The organism is Novosphingobium sp. 32-60-15 (genome assembly GCF_002280675.1).
Lineage (GTDB): Bacteria > Pseudomonadota > Alphaproteobacteria > Sphingomonadales > Sphingomonadaceae > Novosphingobium.
The window spans coordinates 51,260-76,746 of sequence record NZ_NCEN01000023.1 but is presented as its reverse complement, the minus strand read 5'-3'; the positions used below and the strand labels follow the sequence as shown (position 1 = coordinate 76,746).

Sequence of the window (25,487 nt, the reverse complement as noted above, 5' to 3'; positions counted from 1 at the left end):
CTGTATTGCGCAGGGCCGCCAGTCCAAAAGCGTCCAGTTTTGCCAATTCGGCGCGCAACCGCTCAAGCGTTTCGGGCGGTTGCGGCTTGTGCATGACGCCTGAAATGCGCACAAACTTCACGCCAAGCCGCGCTTCGGCTGCGGTTAGCAACGGCTCCCACATGACCCGCTGGCGCGCGGCGAACGGTTCATCCGGCTCGGCGCGATAACACAGCGTATCGGTAGCGGCATATGGCAGCAGGCTGTCAATCGCCGCTGCCGGATCGGGTGAGACGACATCAATCGCATAATCGGCCATGTCGCGGAACATGAACCGCGCCGGGTCAATTTCGTCGCCCTGTTCTGCCCATTCCTGCGCCATGATATCGGCCAGTGCGCGGGTTGGCACCACTTGCGGACGCGCGCTGACGGTCTTGATCGCCCGTCCATCCAATTGCACGCCGAAACCCGACCCGGTTTCAGCTACGGTCACGTCCCGGTAAAAACGCTTCATCCTCGTGGAGACCTCCAGCGCCGCGCGAGGAAGCGCGGCAGCGCGTAGAATTCAAACAGGCCAAGGGCCGCCAGCCCGTAGCCCGCTTCTTTGGGGATTGTGCCAAGCCACGCAGGCGCTTTGCCCGCAATTATCACGACAGCCAGCAGCACCAGTACGGCGCCTGAAAGCCGCGCCATTTGCAGCATGGCAAACCGTGTTGCAGCAGGATCGGGTTGGTTGGTCATGCAATGCCCTTTAACAGATTGTGCAAATGGGCAACGCTGGTTGCCACATCTGCCGCACCAGCCTCGATCAATTCGTGTGTTTCATGATAGCCCCAATCAACGCCGAACCCTGTCACTCCTGCGTTGCAGGCCATGGCAATGTCATAGACGGTATCACCAATCATGACCGTTCGCGCGCGGTCCGCTCCGGCATCGGCAATGCATTGTTCAATCATCGAAGGATCGGGCTTCGATGGATGCCGGTCTGCCGTTTGGAGTGAAACGAAGTGTTTGGTCAGCCCATGCGTGGCAAGGCAATGGGCAAGCCCTCGGTCTGATTTTCCGGTGGCGACCGCCAATTGCCATGCATCGCCCGCCAGATGTTCAATCAATTGCGCGATGCCGTCATACAGCGGTTCTGCCACTGCTCCGGCTTCGCGTCGCGCGCGAAACGCGTCTTTGTAAAGCTGAGTCAAGTCTGTGTGATCGGCATGGACGCCTTGCGGATGCAATTGCCGCATTGCCTCGTGCAGGGAAAGCCCCACCACGCGCCGCGTCGCGTGGCGTTCCGGAGGGGCAAGGCCTGCCGCCGAAAACGCAGCCTCCATCGCGGCGCAAATGTCGGCCTGGCTATCCACAAGGGTGCCGTCACAATCGAAGATCGCCAGTTTCATGGAACCAACTTTCGCATAAGTTCGGCGATTGCGGGAGAGCCTTCTGCTTCAAGCCCGCATGTTATCCAGCTTTGCCCTTTGGCGGGCCCTTGGGTCGCGCGGGGGCAGAACGAGGAGCCGCAGGCTTGCGCACTGCGGGCTTGTCGCCAACCGGCTTCTTGGCAGCAGGTTTGCGCACCGCGGGCTTCTTGTCGCCCAACGGCGGCTTGCCCACTGGCTTTGGCCCGGACCGGACGGGTGCGCCTTCCACGGCCTTGCGCGGGCTGGACTTGCGCTTGGGGGCCAATGCAGCCTCGGCCACAGCGCGCTTGCCGGTAGCCTTGCGCCCGCCGCCACCAGACGCTGTGCCGCCATCAGCGCGCTTGCGGCGTTCGCCGCGGCGTTCCTTGCGGTATTCCTTGGAATGCGCCTTGGCCGCGCGTTTCTGCATGGTCTTTTCAGAGATAGGCTTGATCGGATCAATCGCCAGATCGCCGTCTTCCTCATGGAAGCCAAGTTGCGCCATGCTGGCCGTGAAGTGTTCAGGCAGTGGGGCGGTCACGTCGATCAGATCGCCCTCGGGGTGTTCGATCCGCAAACGTCGTGCGTGCAAGTGCATCTTGCGGCTGATGCTGCCCGTTAGGAACGCGGTTTGCCCGCCGTACTTGCCATCGCCCACGATCGGGTGGCCGATTGCTGCCATATGCACACGCAACTGGTGCGTACGCCCGGTCAGCGGTTGCAGTTCAACCCATGCGGCCGAATTGCCCGCGCGGCTGATCACGCGATAGCGGGTGCGGGCCGATTGGCCTTCGCCGCTTTCATCAACCATCATCTTTTCGCCGCCGGTGCCGGGCTGTTTGGATATCGGCAGTTCGATCATGCCGTCCTTGATATCAGGGATGCCAACGATCAGCGCCCAATAGATCTTGCGCGCGGTGCGGCCCGAAAAGCGTTTGGAAAAGAACGCAGCGCTGTTGGCAGAACGCGCGACGAGCAGCACGCCCGATGTGTCCTTGTCCAACCGGTGGACCAGACGCGGCCGCGCATCGGTTTCGCCCACGAACGCATCCAGCAGCCCGTCGACATGCTCGAACGTGCCGGTGCCGCCTTGCGTGGCAAGGCCGGGCGGCTTGTTGAGGATGATCGCGGCGCGGTCCTTTTCAAGAACCATCGATTCGGCCAGTTCGATCTGCGCGTCGGTCAGCGGCTTGCGTTCACGCTGACCTTTGGGGCCGGGGACAATAGCGCCGCCGGGTGGCACACGCACGACCTGACCTTTCAAGACGCGGGTGTCCACATCGGCGCGCTTGCCATCCACGCGGATCTGGCCGGTGCGCGCCCAGCGCGACACGGTAGCAAAGCCGACTTCGGGTAAGTGCCGCTTGAACCAGCGGTCCAGCCGCACATCGTCGTCATCATGCTGGACGGTAAATTGGCGAACGTGATCTTCGCCTGATTTCTTTGGTGCTTTGCTCATGCCACAGCCCTTGTAATGTAAAGGCCGATAAACAACCCTGCAATTCCTGCGAAAACGGATCCAGCGGCATAGAGCGCCGCCGATGTGAATAGCCCACGCTCGATCAGCAATGCCGATTCGAGGCTGAAGGCTGAAAACGTGGTGAAGCCGCCCAGCACGCCAACGCCGACAAGCAGCCGCCATGCCTCGCCGCCCCAAGCCCCACCAGAGGCACCGTGACGCGCGAGCCATCCGGCCAGCAAACCCATGGCGAGACTGCCGACAAAATTGATGGAAAACGTGCCCCAGGGGAACACGGCGTTGGGGCCGGAAACTGCGCTGATCAGGCGTCCGGCATGGTAACGCAGCACCGCACCGCTTGCGCCACCAAGGGCAACAAGCGTAGAAGCCTGCAATGTCGAAGGAGAGTTCATGACGCGCCCTTAGACTGTCAGTGCGCAAATTGCACGACTTTGCTTGCCTTTGCTGCCCGATTTGGGTAGTGGCCCGCGGTCCGAGCCGATCCCGTTGGATTCGGCGCGTTAAGTATTTCTTGGATTTAAGGTAACTCCCGCAGGCATAGCGGGCTCTTGCCATTTGATTGAGGTGTAGCGGTTTATGCAGATTCTCGTTCGCGATAACAATGTCGACCAGGCCCTTCGTGCGCTCAAGAAGAAGTTGCAGCGCGAAGGTGTGTATCGCGAAATGAAGCTGCGCCGTCACTTTGAAAAGCCGTCGGAAAAGCGCGCCCGTGAAAAGGCTGCTGCTGTTCGCCGCGCCCGCAAGCTTGAGCGTAAGCGTCAAGAACGCGACGGCGCAAAGTAGGGTGATCGGGAGGGGCAACTCTCCCATCTAACCACTTGCCGCGTTGGCCTCGCTGGGCCAAGAGGGGCGCCGTCATTGCGGCGCCCTTTTGCACATCCGGTTATCGCGAATCATTCGTGGAAAATCGTTTGGCGCGAATCGCGCTTCCATCGGGGTCACCCAAAGGGGAAAACATGTCGGAAATCACCCGCGTTCCGTTGCAGCCTGTTGCCAAGGGTTCACTTACCAAGATCTGGCTCGGCGTAATTGCAGCCGTGCTTGTAGGTTCAGGCGTCGCTTACGCCACGCGCTATGAAGGCGTTTCGATTGAGACTGTTACGGCGGGTACTGGCGCATCGCCAACCAAGTCTGACGTAGCGCTGATCAATTATGTCGGACGCCTTGCCAATGGTAAGGAGTTTGACCGTGGTGAACGTGCTGTCCTGCCGCTCGAAACCGTAATCCCCGGTTTTGCCGAAGGTCTGGGCAAGATGCAGAAGGGCGGCAAGTACGTCCTCGAGATCCCGTCCGACAAGGCCTACGGGGCGGTTGAAAAGCGTAACCCGCAAACCGGCGAAGTCGTCATTCCTGCCAACAGCGATCTCGTATTCGAAATTGAACTGATCGATTACAAGAGCGCCGCCGAACTTGAACAGCAGCGCGCGATGATGGAGCAGATGCAGAAGATGCAGGGTGGCGCTGGCGGACCTCCACAGGGTATGCCCCAAGGTATGCCGATGCCGATGCCCGAAGGCGCTCCGCAACCGTAATCTGCCGGGGGAGGGGCCGTCCGGTCTCGCCTCGGCTTGAAGCACGCCGTGCGCTCTGGTAGCGCGCGGCGTCTCCGTTTTTATCTGCGCGAAAGTATCAGCCCATGTCCGTAGATACCGCCACCGTGGCCAAGATCGCCTCGCTGGCCCGCATCAAGGTTTCCGAGTCTGAACTGCAGGCGATGGTGCCCGAATTGAATGGCATCCTCGCCTGGGTTGAACAGCTTAGCGAAGTTGACGTGACCGGCATCGAACCGATGACCGCCGTCATCCCCAACACGCAACGCCTGCGCGAAGACGATGTCAACGCCGATCCGCTGACTGGCGGTGACCGGCGCGATGCGGTTCTTGCCAATGCTCCTGCGCCAGAACATGGGTTCTTCGGCGTGCCCAAGGTGATTGAATGATCCGCAATTCCAACATCCTTCGACAGGCTCAGGATGAGCGGGTCTTGGATTACTCTCAGTTTCCGCTCGTGCTGAGCTTGTCGAAGCACCCGCGCCGCCGTTCGAGGATTTGAAAATGACCGGGCTTACCGATCTCGGCATCGCTGCCATCCGCAAGGGCGTGGTGGACGGTGAGTTTTCCGCCACCGAAGTCGCCACCGCCTTCAACGCTGCAGTTGCCGAAGCGCAAGTCGCGCTAAACGCCTTCATCGTCACCACGCCGGAAAAGGCGCTGGAAGCAGCCGCAAAGGTTGATGCGGATCGGGCCGCGGGCAAGCCGCTCGGCACGATGGCGGGCGTACCCATCGGTATGAAGGACTTGTTCGCCACTCATGGCGTGCAAACCACGGCTGCATCGAAGATTCTCGAAGGCTTCAAGCCGCAGTACGAATCGACCGTCAGCCAAAAACTGTGGGATGCGGGCGCGGGCATGCTGGGCAAGCTCAACCTTGATCAGTTCGCCATGGGTTCTTCCAACGAGACCAGTGCGTTCGGCAATGTCGTTTCGCCCTGGCGTCGTCCAAATGACACTGCGCCATTGGCTCCCGGCGGCTCGTCGGGTGGTTCGTCCACGGCTGTCTCGGCGCGTCTAGCACCCGCAGCCACCGGTACCGATACCGGCGGCTCGATCCGCCAGCCTGCGGCCTTCACCGGCATTTCGGGCATCAAGCCTACGTATGGCCGCTGCTCGCGCTGGGGCGTGGTCGCTTTTGCCTCCTCGCTCGATCAGGCAGGGCCAATGGCGCGCGACGTTACCGATTGCGCAATCATGCTCGAAGCCATGGCCGGTTTTGACCCCAAGGATTCCACCAGCCTCAATCTGCCCGTGCCGGAATGGACCGCCAATCTTTCTGGCGACATGAAGGGCAAGAAGGTTGGCATCCCGCGCGAATACCGCCTTGACGGCATCGATCCCGATGTGGCCAAGACATGGGATGATGGCATCGCGTGGCTGAAGGATGCAGGCGCTGAAATCGTTGACATCAGCCTGCCGCACACCAAATACGCGCTGCCGACCTACTACATCATCGCCCCTGCCGAAGCCTCGTCAAACCTCGCGCGCTACGATGGCGTGCGCTATGGTTTGCGCGATCTGCCCGATGGTGCAGGGCTTCAGGACATGTATGCCGCCACCCGCGCTGCCGGTTTCGGGCCAGAGGTGAAGCGCCGCATCATGATCGGCACGTATGTTCTATCGGCAGGCTTCTACGATGCCTATTACACACAGGCCCAGAAGGTCCGCGCCCTGATCGCCCGCGATTTCACCGAAGCGTTCAAACTGGTTGACGTGATCCTTGCCCCAACCGCGCCGTCATCGGCCTTTGCGCTGGGTGAAAAGAGCGCCGATCCGCTGGAAATGTACCTGAACGACGTGTTCTCGGTCCCCGCCAGCCTTGCAGGCCTGCCCGCGATGTCGGTGCCAGCAGGTCTTGACCGGCTCGGCCTGCCATTGGGCCTGCAAGTGATCGGCAAGGCATTCGACGAGCAAGGCGTTCTCAACGCCAGCCTCGCGCTCGAACAGCGCGCGCAGTTTACAGCCCGTCCGGCAAAGTGGTGGTAAGATGAGCGAATATCGTATCCAGGGCGACACCGGCGAATGGGAGGTCGTGGTCGGCCTTGAAGTCCATGCGCAGATCACCACCAACGCCAAGCTGTTTTCCGGCGCGGCGACGGCGTTCGGGGCTGAACCGAACACGCAAGTGAGCCTTGTGGACGCAGCGATGCCCGGCATGTTGCCCGTGCCAAACCGCGAATGCATTCGGCAGGCCGTGCGCACCGGCATGGCGATCAATGCGCAGATCAACAAATGGTCGCGGTTTGATCGGAAAAACTACTTCTACGCCGATTTGCCGCAGGGCTATCAGATCAGCCAGCTTTACCACCCCATCGTGGGTGAGGGCGCGATTGAAATCCAGCTGGACGACAAAGACCCCGATACCAAGAAGACCATCGGGGTTGAGCGCATCCATGTGGAGCAGGACGCGGGCAAGCTGATGCACGATCAGCATCCCACGATGTCCTATGTCGACCTGAACCGGTCGGGCGTGGCGCTGATGGAAATCGTCAGCCGCCCCGACATGACCTCGCCCGCCGAAGCCGGAGCCTATCTTTCGAAGCTGCGCACGATCCTGCGCTTCGTCGGCTCGTGCGATGGCAACATGGACCAGGGCTCGATGCGGGCTGACGTCAACGTTTCGGTGCGCAAGCCGGGCGGTGAACTGGGGACGCGGACCGAGACGAAGAACGTCAACTCCGTGCGCTTCGTGATGGCCGTGGTCGAACAGGAAGCCAAGCGGCAGGTCGCGCTGATCGAGGATGGCGGCAAGGTCGTTCAGGAAACGCGGCTTTATGATCCTGACCGCAACGAGACTCGCTCGATGCGCTCAAAGGAAGATGCGCACGATTACCGCTATTTCCCTGATCCCGATCTGCTGCCGCTGGAACTGGATGATGCGTTCCTTGAAGAATGCCGCGCCAGCCTGCCCGAACTGCCTGACGCAAAGCGCCAGCGTTATGAAACTGCGCTTGGCCTTTCGGCTTACAACGCGAGCGTTTTGACCGCCGAGGTGGAAACCGCGCGCTGGTTTGAACTGCTTTTGGCAGAAACCGCGGCCAAGGCGAACAAGCCCGAAGCCGATGTGGCAAAGCAGGCCGCCAATTGGCTGATTTCGGAATTGTTCGGCGCGCTGAACAAGCTTGGCAAAAGTCTCGAAACCTCTCCCATCAGCCCTGCGGCCGGTGCAGAACTGCTTGCTCTGGTGGCCGATTCCACCATCTCTGGCTCCATCGCCAAGCAAGTGCTGGAAAAGATGCTTGAAACCGGTGACGGTGCGGGAGTCATCGTAGAACGCGACGGCCTGAAACAGACCACCGATACTGGAGCGATCGAAGCGGCTATCGACACCATTCTGGCCAACAATGCCGACAAGGTTGAGCAGTATAAATCAGGCAAGGAAGCCCTGTTCGGCTTCTTCGTCGGACAGACAATGAAGGCGATGCAAGGCAAAGCCAACCCGCAGATGATCAACGATCTTTTGAAGAAAAAGTTGGCGTAAGGCTGTTCAGAAACAGAGTGTGAAAGGGGAGGGTGCTCAAGCGCCTTCCCCTTTTTGCTTGTCAGGCCCGCGTCCCTTCCATGGGGAACGTACCGAACATTCCTGCCGTCACAGTGCCGGTCAGCGTATCGCCGTCGATAGTGGCTTTGCAGTCCAGCGTCATCGGCATGGGCGTTGTCATTTTCATCTGCCAGATCAGGGTGTTGCCCTCAACCTTACCGCCTTCGACGTCCATCGATCCCATTTGGCCGATATTGTTGCCAGTGAAGCTGTCCCCATCCGGGGTGACGGTGAAAGTGCTGGTCTGGTCGCCCATCGGGGTCTTGGTGACGCAATTATAGCTACCTGCAACGGACATGGCTCTCTCTCCGGTTGTTGTTATCGATAATTTATCTACGAACATGTCATTAGCAAGGGCGCAGCAAAAGCCCCCTCCTCATCGAAGGAGGGGGTGAAGGTTCACTTCGCTTCGGCCACTTCCTCGATGGGCAGGCCAAGGCTTGCCAATTGCGGCTTAACCTTGGCGGCATCGCCCACCACAACCCAGACCATGCCATCCATCGTGATCTTTGAACGGAATGCCTTGTCAGCATCGGCAGTAGTCATCTTGTCGTATTTGGCCGCCAGCGTTTCGTAGTAATTGTCAGGGCGCTGGTAATTGATGATCTTCGCCATGCCATCCAGTACCGCGCCGCTGGTCTCGAACATGCCAGGCAATTCACGTGCGCTGCTCTTGGTTGACCAATCGAGTTCGACCGGCTTTACCCCGTTGGTGCTTGAAAATGCGCTGATTTCCTTGCGGATTTCAGCGATCGCCTCTCCCGTACGGTCGGTTTGGACAGGTGCGACTACGCGGAAGCTGATGCGGTCAAGCGGCTCGGTCACGCCGTTGTAAGTGCCGTAACTCCAGCCCTTGTTCTCGCGCAGATTCATGTTGATCCGGCCCAAGAAGTTGCCACCAAGAATGTCGTTGGCAGTGCCCAGTGCCAGCAGATCGTCAGTGCCCTTGGCATCGATAACTTTGCCACCCAAGATATAGGACTGCGGCGAACCGGGGCGGTTGACCAGAATGACGCGCGCCTTGGGGGCCGGGATTGGTGCAGAGAAGTCCTTGACCGGACGGGCCATGCGGTTGGCCTTCCAGTTGCCAAACGATCCGTCAAGCATCTTGACCACCTGATCCAGCGTGGTGTCGCCTACGACAAAGATTCTGGCCGTATCGGGGCGGAACCAGCGCGCATGGAATCCTGCTAGATCCTCACGCTTGAGCGTTTTGACCACCGCGGGATCACCACTGCCGCTGGGCGGAAATGCATAAGGGAACTGCGTGCCATAAAGAGCCGGATTGAGCACGCGTGCGGCCAGTGCCGAGGGGTTCTTCATCTCGGCTGCAATACCGGTGAGTTGTTGCGTGCGCACACGCTCCAGCTCTGCGGGATCAAGCGCCGGATGCAGCACTACGTCAGATAGCAGGCCAAGCGAGGGCGCGAGATTGGAGGACAGCGCATCGAGCTGGAACGAAGTCATGTCCGAATTGGCCGAAAGGCGGATGTTGGCACCCAAGCGTTCCTTTTCACGCGCCAAGGCCGAACTATCAAGCTTTTGCGTGCCTTCGTTCATCAGATTCAGCAGCAAGGACTGTGTGCCCAGTGCCGATTTCGGATCAGCCGCATAGCCTGCGTCAAAACTGATGCGGACGGAAACCGTGGGGACGGCGGTGCGCCGCGCGAAATAGACCGGGATGCCGTTTTTCAGTGTTGCGCGCTCAATCGTCGGGAAATCTAGCGGGGTCAGTTCGCCCACCGCAGGAAGTTTCGAACGATCAACCGGACCGACGCTGGCGACGGGCGCACCTTTGGCAAGTGCATCGGGATCGCGGAAATATGCGGGGTGGCCGCCGGCTGCCTCTTTGGTAAAGAAGCCGGCGCGCCCTTCGCCGCCTTGTTCACGCGCACCGGGCTCCACGGTCAGTGCGAAAACAGGTCGTGTCAGCCACTTCTGCATGGCAGCGGTCACGTCGGCAGGCTTCATCGCAGCGATACGTGCCAGTTCCATACGATAATGCTGCGGATCACCGTTGTAGAGCAGCCCTTCGGCCAGTGTGGGCGCTTTGCCAGCGCCGCCGCCAGTGGTTTCCAACCCGCGGATTTCGCCCGCAGTGGCCGATGTCGCCGCCCGCAGCATTTCATCGGCGGTCGGCCCTTCCTTGATGAATTTTGCGATTTCGGCGTCTAGTGCAGCAGCAACTTTGGCCACGTCCTGACCAGGTGTTACGTCGGCCATCACTTCGAATTGTCCCGCTTGTGCAAAAATCGATGCACTTGACGAAACTGCGACGGCTACCTTTTGTTGCCGGACGAGTGCGTCATCCAAGCGTGACGAGGCCAGTCCGCCCAAAACCGATGCTGCCAGATCGAGCGGCAGGTAATCAGGATTGTCCAGCCCGGGCACAGCCCACGTGCGATAAATGCGTGTGGTGGCCACTTGATCCTTGATCGTCTTGGCAAGGGGGGCGGGCAGTGTTGGCACCGGTGCGCTGACCGGCTTTACCGCCGGGCCGGACGGGATGTCACCGAACCACTTGGCCACTTTGGCCTTGGCTGTTGCCACATCCACATCGCCTGCCAGCACCAGAATGGCATTATTGGGGGCATAATTGTCCTTGAACCAGCCCTTCACATCATCAAGGCTTGCCGAATCAAGGTCGGCCATCGAACCGATGGTGGAGTGATGATAGGGATGGCCAGCGGGGTAGAGGTTCTCAAGCTGTTCGTACTCGACCATGCCAAAGGGGTTGTTGTCCCCCTGACGCTTTTCATTCTGCACCACGCCGCGCTGGTTATCGAGAACCTTCTGCGTCACTGCGCCAAGCAGATGGCCCATACGGTCGCTTTCCATCATCAGCGTCATGTCCAGCGCGCCGGTGGGGACGGTCTGGTAGTAGTTCGTGCGATCAAACCACGTCGTTCCATTCGCATCGGTCGCGCCCACTTGCGTCAATGGCTGGAAGAAGTCGCCGGGCACGTTTTCGGTGCCATTGAACATCAGGTGTTCAAACAAGTGCGCAAAACCGGTCTTACCCTTTGGTTCATGCTTTGAACCCACACCATACCAGATCGATACCGCCACAACCGGCGCTTTGCGATCCGTGTGGACCAGAACGGTCAGTCCGTTGTCCAGCTTGAAGCTGTCATAAGGGATCTGCACTTTGCTGACCAGATCGGCCAGTGGAGCAGGTGCCATTGAAGCCGGTTGTGCTTCTTGTGCGATGGTTTGGATGGGCAATGTTGCGGCGATGGCAAGCAGGCTGGTAGAAATAAGTCTCTGCATGGTGTTCCCGAAGTTTAGACGGCAGCTTGTTATGCTCGCCATGATGAACGTTGGCTTGGAGCAAAGCGCAGTTGTACGAAATTGCTCGATGCTAGGCAAAAATTAGTTTGTATGGAAACTTTCTAACCGCCAAGATCATGCATGCAAGTGGGCCGTGCCAAAGGGCAGGTGCCGCTACCACCAATTCGACAAACGACTGAGAGAGACCGATGAACGTCAAGCCCACCCTGATCGCCGCTTTGCTTGCCACTGTCGCCACGCCTGCCATGGCACAAGATCCGGCCTTTAATGCAGAAGCAGTGCGCGCCCACGTTACATTCCTTGCCGATGATCTGCTTGAAGGCCGCGATACCGGTTCGCGCGGGTATGATATCGCTGCCAATTATGTTGCTTCCCAATTCATCGCGATGGGATTGAAACCAGCGGCGGCAGACGGCACGTTTTTCCAGAAGATGACGGTGCGTGAGGCGCGTCTGGAGGGCACGCCCAAACTGACGCTCAATTTCAGTGGCAAAGACACGGTTATGACGGATACCGTGCAAGTGCTTGTCCGGCCAAGCCTGAGCGAGAAGGCGGTTACGCTGGAAGCGCCGATGGTCTTTGCAGGGTTTGGTTTTGACCGCCCCGAATTGGGTTTCGACGATTACAAAGGCCTTGATGTTAAGGGCAAGATCGTTGTCGTGCTCACCGGCTTTCCCAAAGGAACACCAAGCGAACTGGGCGCCCACCTCAACTCTGACAAGGCGTTGATGGCGATGAAGCGTGGCGCGATTGCGGTTATCGCCATCCCGACAATCGAAGATACCGCGCGCCGGTCATGGACCAAGCGCGTGGAATTGTCCGATAGTCCGGCCAAAGGCTGGGTCGGTGCTGATGGCGTGGCGTTCAATCGTGCGCCGGGGATCAAGGCTTCTGTAGCACTCAACCCCGATGCTGCAGCGCCTTTGTTTGCCGCGGCAAAGAAGCCCTTGGACAGGATTCTGGCACAAGCGAACAAGCAGGGCGGCAGGCCAAAGGGCTTCGTGCTTCCGGGCAAGGCCAACCTTTCCTACGCCAGCGCCTGGAAGGATGTGCGCAGCGCCAATGTTGTCGCCATGCTGCCCGGTAGCGATCCAAAGTTGAGCGGCGAATTCATCGGGATGACGGCGCACCTTGATCACATCGGCATTCATGGCAAAGGTGATGACACATTAAACAATGGCGCGATGGACAATGCATCCGGTGTTGCCACGATGATCGAAGTGGCCAAAGTCATTGCCAAGGAAAAGCCCCGCCGTTCCGTGTTGTTTGCAGCGCTGACGGGTGAGGAAGGCGGGTTGATCGGCTCTGATTTTCTGGCCCGCAACCCGCTGGCAAAAAGCGATTTGGCCGCTGTGGTCAACTTCGATATGCCGGTGTTGACCTATATGTTCTCCGACGTTGTCGCGTTCGGCGCTGAAAACTCCACGATGGGGCCGGTTGTGGCTGAGGCTGCGCGCAAGGCCGGGATCAAGCTCTCGCCCGATCCCATGCCCGAAGAAGGCCTGTTCACCCGCTCGGACCACTATCGCTTCGTGCAGCAGGGCGTGCCCGCCGTTTTCATGATGACCGGCTTTGAAGGTCCCGGCGAAAAGGCCTTCCGCGATTTCCTCAAGACAAATTACCACCAGCCCAGCGATGATCTGAAGCTGCCTTTCAACTGGGATGCCGCTGCTTTGTTTGCGAAGGTCAATTACTTCACCGTCCAAACGCTGGCCAATGCCGATGAACGCCCGCGCTGGTATGCGGGCAGCTTCTTTGGCAAGGAATTTGCGCCAAGTGCGCCGAAGGCTGCTGATCCGGTAAAGTAAGTTTTTCACGCAGAGATGCGGAGAAGAAAGGGAGACGCTGAGGGAGAAGGGGAGGAGGGCCTGCGGCGCAGCCACCCTCAAACCTTCCCTTTCTCCGCGTCTCATCTTCTTCGTTGCGCCTCTGCGTGAACCCCTCTTGCGCAAGATCAACGACATTCCATCTGCAAGCGGTGTAGCTTTTTCCCAAGCGCGGCTCTTGTGTTGCAAAATAGTAACACCATGTTGGGCGCAACAGGAGGATACTCACCGATGAACCTCGAAAAATTCACCGATCGCGCCAAGGGCTTTTTGCAAGCCGCGCAGACTGTTGCCATCCGCATGAGCCATCAGCGGATCACGGCAGAACATATCCTGAAAGCCTTGCTCGAAGATAGCGAAGGCATGGCCAGCGGCTTGATCCAGCGCGCGGGCGGCAATGCCGCGATGGCGCAGGCCGAAGTCGACAAGGCGCTGGGCAAACTGGCTGCCGTTTCCGGTTCGGGCGCGCAACAGACGCCGGGTCTTGATAACGATGCCGTGCGCGTGCTCGATTCCGCCGAACAGATCGCTACCAAATCGGGCGACAGCTTTGTTACGGTTGAGCGAATGCTGGTTGCACTGGCGCTCGCCACCACAACCGCTGCGGGCCAGGCGCTCAAGGCGGCGAACGTGACCCCGCAAGCGCTGGAAGCGGCGATCAGCGATCTGCGCGGTGGCCGCAATGCCGACAGCGCCAGCGCCGAAAACGCCTATGACGCGATGAAGAAATACGCGCGCGACCTGACGCAGGCGGCGCGTGAGGGCAAGCTTGATCCCGTCATCGGGCGCGACGAGGAAATCCGCCGCACCGTGCAGATCCTTGCGCGCCGCACCAAGAACAACCCTGCACTGATTGGTGAACCCGGCGTTGGCAAGACCGCCATCGCCGAAGGCCTTGCCTTGCGCATCGCCAATGGCGATGTGCCCGACAGCCTCAAGGACCGCCGCCTGATGTCGCTCGACATGGGGTCGCTCATTGCGGGCGCGAAGTATCGCGGCGAGTTCGAGGAGCGCCTCAAGGCCGTGCTCGACGAGGTCAAAGGTGCCGAGGGCGAGATCATCCTGTTCATCGACGAGATGCACACCCTGATCGGTGCTGGCAAAGGCGAAGGTGCGATGGATGCATCGAACCTGCTGAAGCCTGCGCTGGCACGTGGCGAACTGCACTGCATTGGCGCAACCACGTTGGATGAATACCAGAAGTATGTGGAGAAAGACCCCGCATTGCAGCGCCGGTTCCAGCCGGTGTTCGTTGGCGAACCGACCGTTGAGGATACGATCAGCATCCTGCGCGGAATCAAGGACAAGTACGAACTGCACCATGGCGTGCGCATTGCCGACAACGCGATTGTCGCCGCAGCCACGCTATCGCACCGCTATATCGCGGACCGCTTTTTGCCGGACAAAGCTATCGACCTGATGGACGAGGCCGCCAGCCGCATCCGCATGGAAGTGGAAAGCAAGCCGGAGGAAATAGAGAAGCTTGATCGCAAGATCATCCAGCTCAAGATCGAGGAGATGGCGCTTGCCAAGGAAACCGATGCTGCGTCGAAAGACCGCTTGGCAAACTTGCGCGAAGAATTGGCGAACCTTGAGCAGCAATCATCGGAACTGACCACACGCTGGCAGAACGAGCGCGACAAGATTGCGGCTGAAGGCAAGATCAAGGAAGCGCTGGACGCCGCCCGCAGTGAGTTGGAAGTGGCGCAACGCAATGGCGATCTGGCCAAGGCCGGAGAGCTTGCATACGGGCGCATCCCCGATCTGGAAAAGCAGCTGATCGAGGCTGAGGGTGTCAGCCAGAACGCCATGCTGCGCGAGGAAGTGAACGCCGACGACATCGCCGCCGTTGTCAGCAAGTGGACCGGCGTGCCGGTTGAACGCATGCTGGAAGGCGAGCGCGAAAAGCTTCTGAAAATGGAGCACGTGATCGGCGAGCGCGTGATCGGCCAGAAGGATGCGGTGCTTGCCGTGTCCAAGGCCGTGCGCCGTGCGCGAGCGGGTTTGCAAGACCCCAACCGCCCGCTGGGCAGTTTCCTGTTCCTTGGCCCCACCGGCGTTGGCAAGACCGAATTGACCAAGGCGCTGGCCGGTTTCCTGTTTGATGATGACAGCGCGATGGTACGCATCGACATGTCGGAATTCATGGAAAAGCATTCGGTCAGTCGCCTGATCGGTGCGCCTCCGGGCTATGTTGGTTATGATGAGGGCGGCGTTCTTACCGAAGCGGTTCGTAGGCGGCCCTATCAGGTCGTGCTGTTCGACGAGGTGGAAAAAGCGCATTCCGATGTGTTCAACGTGCTGCTGCAAGTGCTTGATGATGGCCGCCTGACCGATGGGCAGGGTCGCGTCGTTGACTTCACCAATACGCTGATCATCCTTACCAGCAACCTTGGCAGCCAATACCTCGCCAATCTTGAGGACGGTCAGGATGTGGCCAGCGTCGAACCGCAAGTGATGGACATCGTGCGCGGCCATTTCCGGCCCGAGTTCCTCAACCGGTTGGACGAGATCATCCTGTTCCACCGTCTGGGCCACGAACACATGGCCCCGATCGTGGAAATCCAGGTCGGTCGCGTGCAAAACTTGCTGAAAGACCGCAAGATCGTGCTGGCTCTCACCGACGGTGCCAAGCGCTGGCTAGGCCGGGTGGGCTATGATCCGGTCTATGGTGCAAGGCCATTGAAGCGGGCGGTCCAGCGCCATTTGCAAGATCCGCTTGCGGAACGCTTGCTGGCAGGGGAAATCCCCGATGGCAGCACAGTGACAATTGATGAAGGCGATGGCGCCTTGTCGTTCGTGGTGACTTGACGCAAAAAAGGGGCGGCTCCGCAAGGAACCGCCCCATTCACGTCGCCGGTAGGGGGCCCGGCGAGGTCAGGGTCTGGCCCTGAACTTCAGATCAAAGCAGTTTCCATGTCACTGGAACAATGACGGTTGTTGCACCACCGGGAGGTGGCGGCACCGAACCGGCGCGCGTTGGCATCGCCAGCGCTTCCTTATCCAGTGTGGCTGAACCCGATGGGGCAACCAATTCGGTACGTTCAATTGCGCCGCCAGAACCGACATAGACTTTTACACGTGCAGTGCCTTCTTCACCGCGCATTTGCGCCGTGCGCGGATAGGTCTGCTTGGAAGCGATGATCCGCGAAACCTGGCGCTGCCACTCGGGAGACTGGGCAAAGGCCGAAGTCATGGCCATCGACAAAGCGGTCAATCCGAATGCAATTTTTCCAATCGTCTTCATGGGTTTGTTTCCTTGTGTGGTGGCAGGCATTTCAGCTTGAGAAAGCGTAAGGTTGCGTCAAAATTCATCCCAATCATCAACATCGGCCTTCAGCGCGGTGTTTCCGACGACCATCGGAGCGTGGGATTGTGCTGGACGATAAGCCTCAGCAGGTGGTGCATATGTCGCAGCCGCCTGGTGCATCGGCTGCCGCTCGGGGGTGAAACGGTTCGTACTGCCGCTCAACTGGAACCGGCCCAATTGCTCAACCAGCGCCACAGTCTCGGTCGCCAGATTGCGCGTCCCTGCGGAACTTTCCTCAACCATCGCAGCGTTTTGCTGGGTAAAGGCGTCCATCGATCCGACCATTGCCGAAATGTCTGCAATGCCCGCCGCTTGTTGGCCCGCAGCTTCGGCAATCTGTTCGACCAAAGTCGATACAGCGCTCACCTCAGCCACGATCTGGCGCAGGGCCTCGCCGCTGGATTCGACCAGGGCAACACCGCCGCTAACCTCATCGGTGCTTTTGCTGATCAGCCCACGGATTGATTTGGCAGCATCGGATGACCGCTGCGCCAGTGCCCGCACTTCGGTGGCAACCACAGCAAAACCTTTGCCCGCATCGCCAGCACGCGCCGCTTCGACGCCTGCGTTCAGCGCCAACAGGTTGGTCTGGAAGGCGATGCCGTCAATTACGCCGACGATTTCGGCCATTTCACGAGAGCTGCTTTCGATGCTGCGCATGGCGGCGACCGCGCGGTTGGCCGTGTCGCCCACACCTTCGGCGGTGCTGCGCGCCACGGTCAATCGTGAACTGGTCTGCTGCACGTTTTCAGCCGTTGTACGTACCGATGTGGTGAATTCACCCAAAGTACGCGACGTTTCCGCCAGTGAATTGGCCTGCTGTTCTGTGCGCAGCGAAAGGTCGGTTGCCGCGCTGGCAATTTCATCTGTACCCAGTTTGATCGTATTGCAGCCATCGGCAATTTTGCTGAGGACGCGTTCGAGCGAGGTGACTGCTGCATTGTAGTCGACATGCAGCTTCGCCAATGCGCCACTGCCGTTTTCGGGCACGCGATGTGTGAGCTTGCCTTCAGCCAAAGCCGTCAGGCCTTCGCCAATCGTGTCAATCGTCACTTGCGTTTCACGGGCGAGAGCGTTTTCGGCCTCTGCGCGGGCGTGGTCTGAGGCGAACACATCGCGGAATTGGTCAAGCGCGCGGGCAAGCTGGCCCAGTTCGTCGGTGCGGCCAAGGCCAGGGACGACCACTGCATGATTACCGCCAATCAGGCTGCCAACAGATTCAGCCATGCGCATGACCGGACGTGCAATGTCGCGCATGAAAAGTGCAAGCAAAGCGAGCGCCGTGATCAGGCCAAATCCAATGGCGGCCAGCGTGAATTTGCGCGCTGAAGCATAGATTTGTTCGCTTTGCGCAGCGACCGCATCGGATGCCTTCTGATTGATTTCGATGGCACCCAGAATGGCATCTTCGAGCGCATAGAATGATTCGAGAGCGTCTGAATCGTGAATGGCCTGTGCACCGGCAGAGTTGCCTGCCAAGGCTAGCCCTTGCATCTGGTCATCCTGCTGGATGACAGCGCCCCAGGCATCACGAATGGCAGTGACGGCGGCTTTTTGCTCGGCCGTGATCGTCAGCTTTTCATAATCAGCCAACCCGCCATCGATGACCATCCGCGCATTTTTGAGCATTTTTTGGCCGCGCGCGGTGCCTTCAGGCGTTGTCGCGTCGAACATGTCATCTTGTTTCAGGCGGTATTGCGAGGTGTATGCATGAATGTCGCCCAAAGTGCCGGCTGCAGGGATCCAGCGGTCACGTTGTTCGGCGGCAATCGCGTTGACCTCACCAATCTTCGAGATGGCGAACAATCCCATCCCGCCCATCACCGCCAGCAAGAGCGCGAAGGCAGCAATGAATTTGGCTGAAATGTTGAATTTGAACATTGTTACTCCCCGAGAGCCGGTCGGCGCTATGCCTCTCGTAGCGGGGGAACTGGAATCTTGCGTAAGGTTGCGTACCCGTATTGCCGCGCACACCAATGCAACGAATTTTAACCGGAAATTATGGTTGCACTACCGCTTGAGCCGCGGAATTGCCCAAAGTAACCGCGCTTTACATAGTAAACGGCGCGTCAATCTCCGATAAGATGCAGGGTGATTTGCCGCTGGTGCGTGGCGCGGCGATGTTCGCAAATGGTGATACCCTGCCATGTGCCAAGCGCAGGTTTTGCGCCGGTAACCGGTATCGAAAGGGTCACCCCGGTCAGGATTGATTTGAGCTGCGCGGGCATTAACACCCCATTAGTCAGCCCAATACAATTTCATCGGGTTATCGATCAGCAACTTGCGCTGCAACTCTGCTGTTGGCGCAATGCGCGGGATCATGTCGACCAGGTGCCCGTCATCCGGAATTTCGGTGTCCATGTTGGGGTGCGGCCAATCCGTGCCCCACAGCACGCGGTCCTGATAATCGGCCACCAGCGGCGCAACTGCATCGGCAAAGGCGTTCCACGGATCGCCTGCGCCACCCTCTTTGATGGCGTCCAACCGGTCGGAGCAGGTTGCCTTGAACCAGATATCGTCGCGGGCATTCAGGAAGGCACGAAACGCTTTCATGTCAGCACCGTCCGGCCCTTGGCGCACATCGGGACGTCCCATGTGATCTATCACCAGCGGCACGGGGATTGCATCCATGAACGGGCGCAGTTCTTCCAGAATGTCGGCTTCGAAATAGATCACGACGTGCCAGCCTTTGGGCAGGCGTTGTGCCACTTCAAGGAACTTGTCCTTGGGCGCATCATCGACAAGGCGCTTGAGGAAATTGAAGCGGATGCCGCGAATGCCGCCAGCGTGCATGGCGTGCAGTTCGTCTTCCGAGATCGCCGGATCAACCACCGCCACGCCGCGCGCACGGCCATTGGACTTGGCGATGGCATCCAGCGTGGCGGCGTTGTCAGTGCCGTGGCAGCTTGCCTGCACGATCACGTTCTTGTCGAAACCCAGATGATCGCGCAGCGCAAAAAGCATGTCCGGCCCGGCATCCTGCGGCAGGTACTTGGCCTTCGCGCTGAACGGGAATTGCGCCATCGGCCCGAACACGTGACAATGTGCATCAACCGCGCCTGCGGGCGGCACATAGCGCGGCTTTGACGGATTGGAGTGCCAGCTGATGATGCGGCCAGAAGCTTGGTTGGTCATGGTAATCCTTTCGTCGCGCAAAGGTCCTTCGACAAGCTCAGGACGAGCGGATCATTTTTTGAAACAGAAATCCAAACGCCGCTCATGCTGAGCTTGTCGAAGCATGCTGCATGACATCAGCCAAACACCACGCCATCCATCAGCTTGCGCGCGGTACGCAGCAAGGCGGCGCTGACGACCTCACCGCTATCATCCACTTCCAGCACGCAGCTCATCTCGCCGGTGGGGTGTTCGACCGAGAGAAGCTTGCGCTGGCCCTCGGGAACTTGCGCCACTTCCGCCGCTGGCGATCCCGCAATCAGGCAGGCCGTCGCCACGCTGACTGCGCCCAGCACGCCGATAGTGGCGTGGGCGCGGTGCGGGATGAAGCTGCGCACGGTGACTGCGCCGCCGTGCTTGGGCGGGGCAACCAGCATCATCTTGGGCACCGATTTGTCTTTCACATCGCCCAGATTCATCATCGGGCCGACGATCAGGCGGATCGCTTCGATCTGTGCTTTCAGGTCAGTGGCATTGTCCAGCCAATCGCGGTCTTCATAGCCGGTGATACCAAGGTCTGCGGCCTTCATCACCACGCAGGGCATGCCATTGTCGATCAGGGTGACGGCCACGCCGTTCACCACATCCACCGCATTGCCGGTGGGCAGCAGCGCGCCGCACGATGATCCGGCGGTATCGCGGAACTCCAGCGGGACTGGCGCATGACGGCCCGGCACGCCATCAATCGCGGCGTCACCATGATATTTCACCTTGCCGCCGGGCGTTGCAACCGTGGCGACGGCGACCTGGCCTGTGTTTTCCATGAAGATAGCCACGCGGGTTTCATCGCCGGTGGCCGCCACCAATCCGCGTTCAATGGCGAAGGGGCCGACGCCTGCCAGGATGTTGCCGCAGTTCTGCGCGTCGGTGACGATGGCCTGATCGACGAAGACTTGCAGGAACAGGTAATCGACATCGATCCCTTCGCGGGTGGATTTCGAGACGACCGCGACTTTGCTGGTCAGCGGATCGGCACCGCCCATACCATCAATCTGGACGGGATCGGGGCTGCCCATCATGCCAAGCAGGAAGGCGTCGCGGGCGGCGGTATCTGCGGGCAGATCGTCTTTCAGGAAGTATCCGCCCTTGGACGTGCCGCCGCGCATCCACATGCAGGGGGCGGAGAAATCAGACATACTTGAGGCCTTCCTTCTCAAGCCGTTCGCGCATCTTGTACATGTCGAGGCCCAATACGCCTGCGGCAAGTTTGGCGCGCTTTTCGCCTTCGTTGGCTTCGCGGGCCTGGGCGGCGGCGAGGACTTCGGCGGCCTTTTCACGCGGGACAACGCAGACGCCATCGTCATCGGCCACGATCACATCGCCGGGGTTTACCAGCGCATTGGCGCAGATGATGGGGACGTTGACGCTGCCGAGCGTGTTCTTGACGGTGCCTTGAGCGTAGACGGCCTTGGACCAGACGGGGAACTGCATTTCGGTAAGATCGCGGACATCGCGCACACCGGCGTCGATGACGAGGCCCCGGCATTCTCGGGCCTGGGCCGATGTGGCGAGCAGGTCGCCGAAGTAGCCGTCTTCGCATGGGGAGGTGGGGGCGAGGACGAGGATGTCGCTGGGCTTCAATTGTTCGATGGCGACGTGAACCATCCAGTTATCGCCCGGAGCCGCGCTGATTGTAACCGCGCTGCCGGCGATGCGGGCGCCGGTGTAGATCGGGCGCATGTAGCTGGCGAGGAGGCCGGTGCGGTTCTGCGCTTCGTGGACCGTGGCGACGCCGCAGGCGGCGAGGCCGTCGATCACGGCTTGATCGGCGCGTTCGATGTTTTGGACGACGATGCCTGACATGTTCGGTTCCTTGAGCTTTAGTTGATGAAACACATGCGGGGGGAGGTCTTTGCCAGCCAATGCAATGTTTGCACTTTCCCATAAGGAAATGCTAAGTCTTGGGCTATGGCTGAATCTGCGATCAACATCCGCCACATTGCCGCCTTTGCCGCGACGGTGCGCCACGGCAGCGTTACGCGGGCTTCGCGGGCGGTGAATCTGACGCAGCCTGCGCTGACGCAGGCGATTGCGCGGCTGGAGGCGGACCTTGGCTGTGCGCTGTTTGAGCGCGGGCCTGCGGGGATGACGCCGACCGAACCGGCGCTGCTGTTTGCACCGCGTGCCGAAGCTGCGATTGCGCAGGTGGGCAGCCCGCGTGTGACAGGCACGCAAGTGCGCGCGTTTCTGGCGCTGGCGCGGGCGGGATCTTATGCCGTTGCGGCAGAGGCGACGGGGCTTTCATCGGCATCATTGCACCGCGCGGTGGCGGATTTGTCAGTAGCGCTGGGGCAGCGGCTGGTGGACCGGCGAGGGCGATCGATCATGCTGACACCCGCCGGAGAGCGCCGCGCGCGCGGGTTTGGCCTGGCGATGGCCGAATTGCGCAGCGGTTTTGCCGAAGTGGCGGCGTGGCAGGGCAAGGCTGCGGGGCGGATTGTGGTGGGAGCAATGCCGCTGAGCCGCGCGCGCTGGCTGCCGGAGACAATCTTGCGCTTTGCAAAGGCGCATCCCGGTGTGGATGTGGCGGTGGTTGAGGGCAGCCATTCCGAACTGGCAGGGCCTTTGCGCGATGGCGAGATTGACCTGATGCTGGGCGCATTGCGCGAGGCGGCGGTGCTGGACGATTTGCAGCAGGAGGCGGTGTTCGAGGACCAGCCTGCCTTGGTGATGCGGGCGGGGCATCCGTTGCTGGAGGAGAGCGCGATCACGGGGGCGTTGCTGGCGCGGTATCCGTGGATTTTACCCGCGCGCGATACGCCGCTGCGGCAATATTGGGAGGACATGATGCGGGCGGCAGGGGCCGAGCCGCCGCATGTTTCGATTGAATGCGGATCGGTGCTGACCGTGCGGCAATTGCTGCTGGGGTCTGACGCTTTGACGCTGCTTTCGGCGGCGCAACTGGCGGTGGAGTTGCAGGCCGGGGTGCTGGCGGCGCGACCTACGCCTGTGCCGGTGAAGCGGACTATCGGCGTTACTTCGCGTGAGGGGTGGCGGCCTACGGGCCCGCAGGAGGCTTTTGTGGCATTGTTGCGGCAGGTCGCGGGGGAGGGGTTTGGTTGATTTTGCAGGCTTTGGATTAAGGAAGGGGTTTCGCGCAGAGGAGCGGAGAAGAAGTGCAGACGCGGAGGGAGTGTGTTTGGCGGTGGAGCCGCCTTTTGGTTCGGGTCGTTGCGGCTGGTGCGAGGTTGGATTTTTGGGAGGTCTTGCGGCCCGCGATACATCTCGGCGTCTCTCCTTCTTCTGCGCGCCTATGCGTGAAACCTGAAAGCGGTTGGCGTCTTTCCCGTTTGGATATGCTGTCCCAGTTCCGTCACCCCGGACTTGATCCGGGGTCTATCTCTCAACAAGCACTGTCGGTCTTGATGGCTAGATAGACCCCGGATCAAGTCCGGGGTGACGAGCTTAAGGATGTGCCTTGCCAAAGGGGATGGTTGCCAAACAAGTTCGAGGTGACGCAATCGGGGCAGCGGGTGCAAACAATAGAGATGAAAAGCTCGGCCCCCTTCCACCAAGCTTTGCAAAAAATTATGGCGTGGGCGGTGTTTGCATTTGCGGGGGCGGGGTTGGGGACGCAGGACGGGCTTTATGGAACGCACAATTGCCTTGATCGGGTTCGGTGAGGCCGGATCGACTTTTGCCAAAGCGGCGGGCTGGGAAGCGGCGGCTTTGGCGTTTGATATCAATCCTGCGCGGCGCTTGGGCATGGAAGAGGCAGGCGTGGTGGCTTGTGCCTCGGCGGAATGCGCGCTTTCCGATGCCGATCTGGTGCTGTGTCTGGTGACAGCTGATGCTGCCTTGCCCGCAGCGCAGGACTATGCCGAATTGCTGAAGCCGGGTGCGGTCTGGTGCGACATGAATTCGGTTGCGCCCGATACCAAGCGCGCGGCGGCGCGGGTGATTGCAGCGGCTGGCGGGCGCTATGTCGATGTGGCGGTGCTGGCGCCGGTCAATCCGGCGCGGATGAATGTGCCGCTGCTGGTTTCGGGCGAACATGCCGCTGTTGCCGAAGCGATGCTGCGCGCGGCGGGCTTTGCCAAAGTGCGTGTTGTTGGTGACGAGATTGGCCGCGCCAGTGCGATCAAGATGATCCGTTCGATCATGGTCAAAGGGGTAGAGGCGCTGACGGCGGAAATGATGCTGGCGGCGACGAAGGCCGGTGTGGTGGATGAGGTGCTGTCATCGCTGGATGCCAGCGAGAAGAACGATAGCTGGTTTGTGCGCGCCGAATATAATGTCGAGCGGATGACGACGCATGGGTTGCGGCGCGCGGCGGAGATGGAAGAATCGGTCAAGACATTGATCGGGCTTGGGATTGAGCCGGTGATGACCAGCGGGACTGTGCTGCGGCAGCGTGAGCAAGCGGGAAAAACCATTCCGTTCGGGGCGGGTAAAGTTGAGGTGGCGGCGCTTGGTGTCTCGACTTCGCTCGACACGAACGGCGGTGCGGCGGTTGGCGCGAACGGGATTCAGGTTGGGATTGGAGCTATGAGCGAATGACGATGATCATCGACTGCCACGGCCATTATACGGTGCTGCCAAAGGCGCATGATGAATGGCGCGAGAAGCAGAAGGCGGCGTTCAAGGCGGGGACCGAATGCCCGCCATATCCGGATATTTCGGACGACGAAATCCGCGAAACGATTGAGTCAAACCAGTTGCGGCTGTTGAAAGAGCGCGGCGCGGATATGACGATCTTTTCGCCACGCGCATCGGCGATGGCCCCGCATGTGGGCGACCAGACGGTTGCGGTAAAGTGGGCGCAAGTGTGCAATGATCTGATTGCGCGGGTTGTCGGGCTTTATCCTGATATTTTCGCAGGCGTTTGCATGCTGCCGCAATCGCCCGAAGCCGATATGGCAAGTTCCATCGTGGAGCTTGAGCGGTGCGTGAAGGAACTGGGCTTTATCGGGTGCAACCTGAACCCTGATCCGGGTGGCGGGCGTTTTACCCATCCGCCGCTGACGGACGAATACTGGTTCCCGTTCTATGAAAAGATGGTGGAACTCGACGTTCCGGCGATGATCCACGTTTCGGGATCGTGCAATCCGGCAATGCATGCGACCGGAGGCTATTATATTGCGGCCGATACGATTGCCTTCATGCAATTGCTGGAAGGCGATCTTTTCAGCAAGTTCCCGACACTGCGGTTCATCATTCCGCATGGCGGCGGCGCGGTGCCTTACCATTGGGGGCGTTATCGCGGCCTGGCCGATATGCTGAAAAAGCCCGATCTTTCAGGCCATTTGATGAACAACGTCTATTTCGATACGTGTGTTTATCATCAGCCGGGGATCAATTTGCTGGCCGATGTGATCGAGAACAAGAACATCCTGTTCGGCAGCGAAATGGTGGGTGCGGTGCGCGGGATCGATCCGACGACCGGCTTCTATTTCGATGATACCAAGCGGTATGTCGACGCGCTGGATATTTCTGACGCCGAACGCCACGCGATTTTCGAGGGCAATGCCCGCCGGGTGTTCCCGCGCCTTGATGCCAAGCTGAAGGAGAGGGGCCTGTGAGCGAAGCAACGCCAAAACAGAACATTCACGAATACCTTGCCGAACTGGACGATATTCCCGGAACGCGGATTTACACCGCTGCCCGCGCGCGCAAGGGATACTGGATCAACCAGTTTGCGATGAGCCTGATGAAGGCCGAGAACCGTGCGCGGTTCAAGGCTGATGAACGCGCTTATCTGGACGAGTGGAATATTTCCGAGGCGGCCAAGCAGGCCTTGATGGCGCGTGATTACAACACGCTGCTGGACCTTGGCGGGAATGTGTACTTCCTTTCAAAGCTGTTTTCATCCGACGGCATTCCCTTTGCCGAGGCGGTGAGCACGATGACCGACATGACATGGCCGGAATATCGGCAGATGATGCTGGATGGTGGCCGTACGCCCCAAGGCAATCGATCCATCAAAGGAGGCTATTGAG

24 protein-coding genes are annotated in these 25,487 nt (G+C 59.8%); 11 read left to right on the top strand and 13 right to left on the bottom strand.

From position 1 onward, the window contains the following. The 5 genes from B7Y89_RS15085 to crcB form a co-directional block, all read right to left on the bottom strand. Positions 1-493: ATP12 family protein (locus B7Y89_RS15085; protein ID WP_292939321.1), on the bottom strand; the 493-nt coding region annotated here is incomplete at its 3' end. Next, positions 490-720 (bottom strand): hypothetical protein, encoded by a 231-nt coding sequence (locus tag B7Y89_RS15080; RefSeq protein WP_292939320.1) that lies wholly within the window; start codon positions 718-720, stop codon positions 490-492. The genes B7Y89_RS15080 and B7Y89_RS15085, both read right to left, overlap by 4 nt. Then, a complete protein-coding gene (locus B7Y89_RS15075) occupies positions 717-1,373 on the bottom strand; it encodes an HAD-IA family hydrolase (protein ID WP_292939319.1) in 657 nt (218 codons plus the stop codon). The genes B7Y89_RS15080 and B7Y89_RS15075 overlap by 4 nt, the downstream gene beginning before the upstream one ends. A 61-nt stretch (positions 1,374-1,434) precedes the next feature. Further along, positions 1,435-2,832, bottom strand: coding sequence for an RluA family pseudouridine synthase (locus B7Y89_RS15070; RefSeq protein ID WP_292939318.1), 1,398 nt, complete (start codon positions 2,830-2,832; stop codon positions 1,435-1,437). Further along, a complete protein-coding gene (gene crcB / locus B7Y89_RS15065; protein ID WP_292939317.1) occupies positions 2,829-3,245 on the bottom strand; it encodes a fluoride efflux transporter CrcB in 417 nt (138 codons plus the stop codon). Before crcB ends, B7Y89_RS15070 begins: the two co-directional genes overlap by 4 nt. A 184-nt stretch (positions 3,246-3,429) precedes the next feature. Between crcB and rpsU the strand changes: the two genes are divergently transcribed. From rpsU to gatB, 5 genes are all read left to right on the top strand, one after another. Further along, on the top strand, positions 3,430-3,636 hold the full coding sequence (gene rpsU, locus B7Y89_RS15060; RefSeq protein WP_011446475.1) for a 30S ribosomal protein S21: 207 nt from the start codon (positions 3,430-3,432) through the stop codon (positions 3,634-3,636). A 173-nt stretch (positions 3,637-3,809) separates the two neighbouring features. Then, positions 3,810-4,385 carry an FKBP-type peptidyl-prolyl cis-trans isomerase gene (locus B7Y89_RS15055; RefSeq protein ID WP_292939316.1) on the top strand — a complete coding sequence of 192 codons (576 nt, stop codon included), beginning with the start codon at positions 3,810-3,812 and terminating at the stop codon, positions 4,383-4,385. Between the two features lie 104 nt (positions 4,386-4,489). After that, positions 4,490-4,792, top strand: a complete 303-nt coding sequence (gene gatC / locus B7Y89_RS15050; RefSeq protein ID WP_292939315.1) for an Asp-tRNA(Asn)/Glu-tRNA(Gln) amidotransferase subunit GatC — start codon at positions 4,490-4,492, stop codon at positions 4,790-4,792. A gap of 115 nt (positions 4,793-4,907) precedes the next feature. Further along, the gene (gene gatA, locus B7Y89_RS15045) at positions 4,908-6,392 is read left to right on the top strand and encodes an Asp-tRNA(Asn)/Glu-tRNA(Gln) amidotransferase subunit GatA (RefSeq protein WP_292939314.1); all 1,485 of its coding nucleotides are present in this window, start codon (positions 4,908-4,910) and stop codon (positions 6,390-6,392) included. A 1-nt stretch (position 6,393) separates the two neighbouring features. Continuing rightward, positions 6,394-7,887 carry an Asp-tRNA(Asn)/Glu-tRNA(Gln) amidotransferase subunit GatB gene (gatB, locus tag B7Y89_RS15040; RefSeq protein WP_292939313.1) on the top strand — a complete coding sequence of 498 codons (1,494 nt, stop codon included), beginning with the start codon at positions 6,394-6,396 and terminating at the stop codon, positions 7,885-7,887. A 61-nt stretch (positions 7,888-7,948) separates the two neighbouring features. Here gatB and B7Y89_RS15035 read toward each other — a convergent pair whose 3' ends face one another. Continuing rightward, positions 7,949-8,245: a hypothetical protein gene (locus tag B7Y89_RS15035; RefSeq protein ID WP_292939312.1), complete on the bottom strand. Its 297-nt coding sequence runs from the start codon at positions 8,243-8,245 to the stop codon at positions 7,949-7,951. Positions 8,246-8,346: 101 nt separating this feature from the next. After that, positions 8,347-11,217: a pitrilysin family protein gene (locus tag B7Y89_RS15030; RefSeq protein WP_292939311.1), complete on the bottom strand. Its 2,871-nt coding sequence runs from the start codon at positions 11,215-11,217 to the stop codon at positions 8,347-8,349. Between the two features lie 209 nt (positions 11,218-11,426). On the opposite strand from B7Y89_RS15030, the gene B7Y89_RS15025 reads away from it, so the two are divergent. Then, entirely contained in the window at positions 11,427-13,046 is a 1,620-nt protein-coding gene (locus B7Y89_RS15025; protein ID WP_292939310.1) for a M28 family metallopeptidase, read from the top strand. Positions 13,047-13,295: 249 nt separating this feature from the next. Continuing rightward, a complete protein-coding gene (gene clpB / locus B7Y89_RS15020) occupies positions 13,296-15,875 on the top strand; it encodes an ATP-dependent chaperone ClpB (RefSeq protein ID WP_292939309.1) in 2,580 nt (859 codons plus the stop codon). A gap of 91 nt (positions 15,876-15,966) precedes the next feature. On the opposite strand, the gene B7Y89_RS15015 is transcribed toward clpB, so the two are convergent. The 6 genes from B7Y89_RS15015 to ligK all read right to left on the bottom strand — a co-directional run bounded on the left by B7Y89_RS15015 (position 15,967) and on the right by ligK (position 21,351). Then, the gene (locus B7Y89_RS15015) at positions 15,967-16,311 is read right to left on the bottom strand and encodes a TonB family protein (protein ID WP_292939308.1); all 345 of its coding nucleotides are present in this window, start codon (positions 16,309-16,311) and stop codon (positions 15,967-15,969) included. Positions 16,312-16,368: 57 nt separating this feature from the next. Then, the gene (locus B7Y89_RS15010; RefSeq protein WP_292939307.1) at positions 16,369-18,255 is read right to left on the bottom strand and encodes a methyl-accepting chemotaxis protein; all 1,887 of its coding nucleotides are present in this window, start codon (positions 18,253-18,255) and stop codon (positions 16,369-16,371) included. A 188-nt stretch (positions 18,256-18,443) separates the two neighbouring features. Beyond that, positions 18,444-18,602 carry a YjbQ family protein gene (locus B7Y89_RS15005; protein ID WP_366416299.1) on the bottom strand — a complete coding sequence of 53 codons (159 nt, stop codon included), beginning with the start codon at positions 18,600-18,602 and terminating at the stop codon, positions 18,444-18,446. 10 nt (positions 18,603-18,612) lie between these two features. Continuing rightward, positions 18,613-19,509 (bottom strand): amidohydrolase family protein, encoded by an 897-nt coding sequence (locus B7Y89_RS15000; protein ID WP_292939306.1) that lies wholly within the window; start codon positions 19,507-19,509, stop codon positions 18,613-18,615. A 116-nt stretch (positions 19,510-19,625) separates the two neighbouring features. Then, positions 19,626-20,684, bottom strand: coding sequence for a 4-oxalomesaconate tautomerase (locus B7Y89_RS14995; RefSeq protein WP_292939305.1), 1,059 nt, complete (start codon positions 20,682-20,684; stop codon positions 19,626-19,628). Beyond that, positions 20,677-21,351, bottom strand: a complete 675-nt coding sequence (gene ligK / locus B7Y89_RS14990; protein ID WP_292939304.1) for a 4-carboxy-4-hydroxy-2-oxoadipate aldolase/oxaloacetate decarboxylase — start codon at positions 21,349-21,351, stop codon at positions 20,677-20,679. The genes B7Y89_RS14995 and ligK overlap by 8 nt, the downstream gene beginning before the upstream one ends. A 105-nt stretch (positions 21,352-21,456) precedes the next feature. Between ligK and B7Y89_RS14985 the strand changes: the two genes are divergently transcribed. The 4 genes from B7Y89_RS14985 to ligA all read left to right on the top strand — a co-directional run bounded on the left by B7Y89_RS14985 (position 21,457) and on the right by ligA (position 25,486). Then, a complete protein-coding gene (locus tag B7Y89_RS14985) occupies positions 21,457-22,611 on the top strand; it encodes a LysR family transcriptional regulator (RefSeq protein ID WP_292939303.1) in 1,155 nt (384 codons plus the stop codon). Positions 22,612-23,136: 525 nt separating this feature from the next. Beyond that, positions 23,137-24,048, top strand: coding sequence for an NAD(P)-dependent oxidoreductase (locus B7Y89_RS14980; protein WP_292939302.1), 912 nt, complete (start codon positions 23,137-23,139; stop codon positions 24,046-24,048). Further along, a complete protein-coding gene (locus tag B7Y89_RS14975) occupies positions 24,045-25,070 on the top strand; it encodes an amidohydrolase family protein (RefSeq protein WP_292939301.1) in 1,026 nt (341 codons plus the stop codon). Before B7Y89_RS14980 ends, B7Y89_RS14975 begins: the two co-directional genes overlap by 4 nt. After that, positions 25,067-25,486: a protocatechuate 4,5-dioxygenase subunit alpha gene (gene ligA / locus B7Y89_RS14970; protein WP_292939300.1), complete on the top strand. Its 420-nt coding sequence runs from the start codon at positions 25,067-25,069 to the stop codon at positions 25,484-25,486. The genes B7Y89_RS14975 and ligA overlap by 4 nt, the downstream gene beginning before the upstream one ends. Position 25,487: the final 1 nt, after the last annotated feature.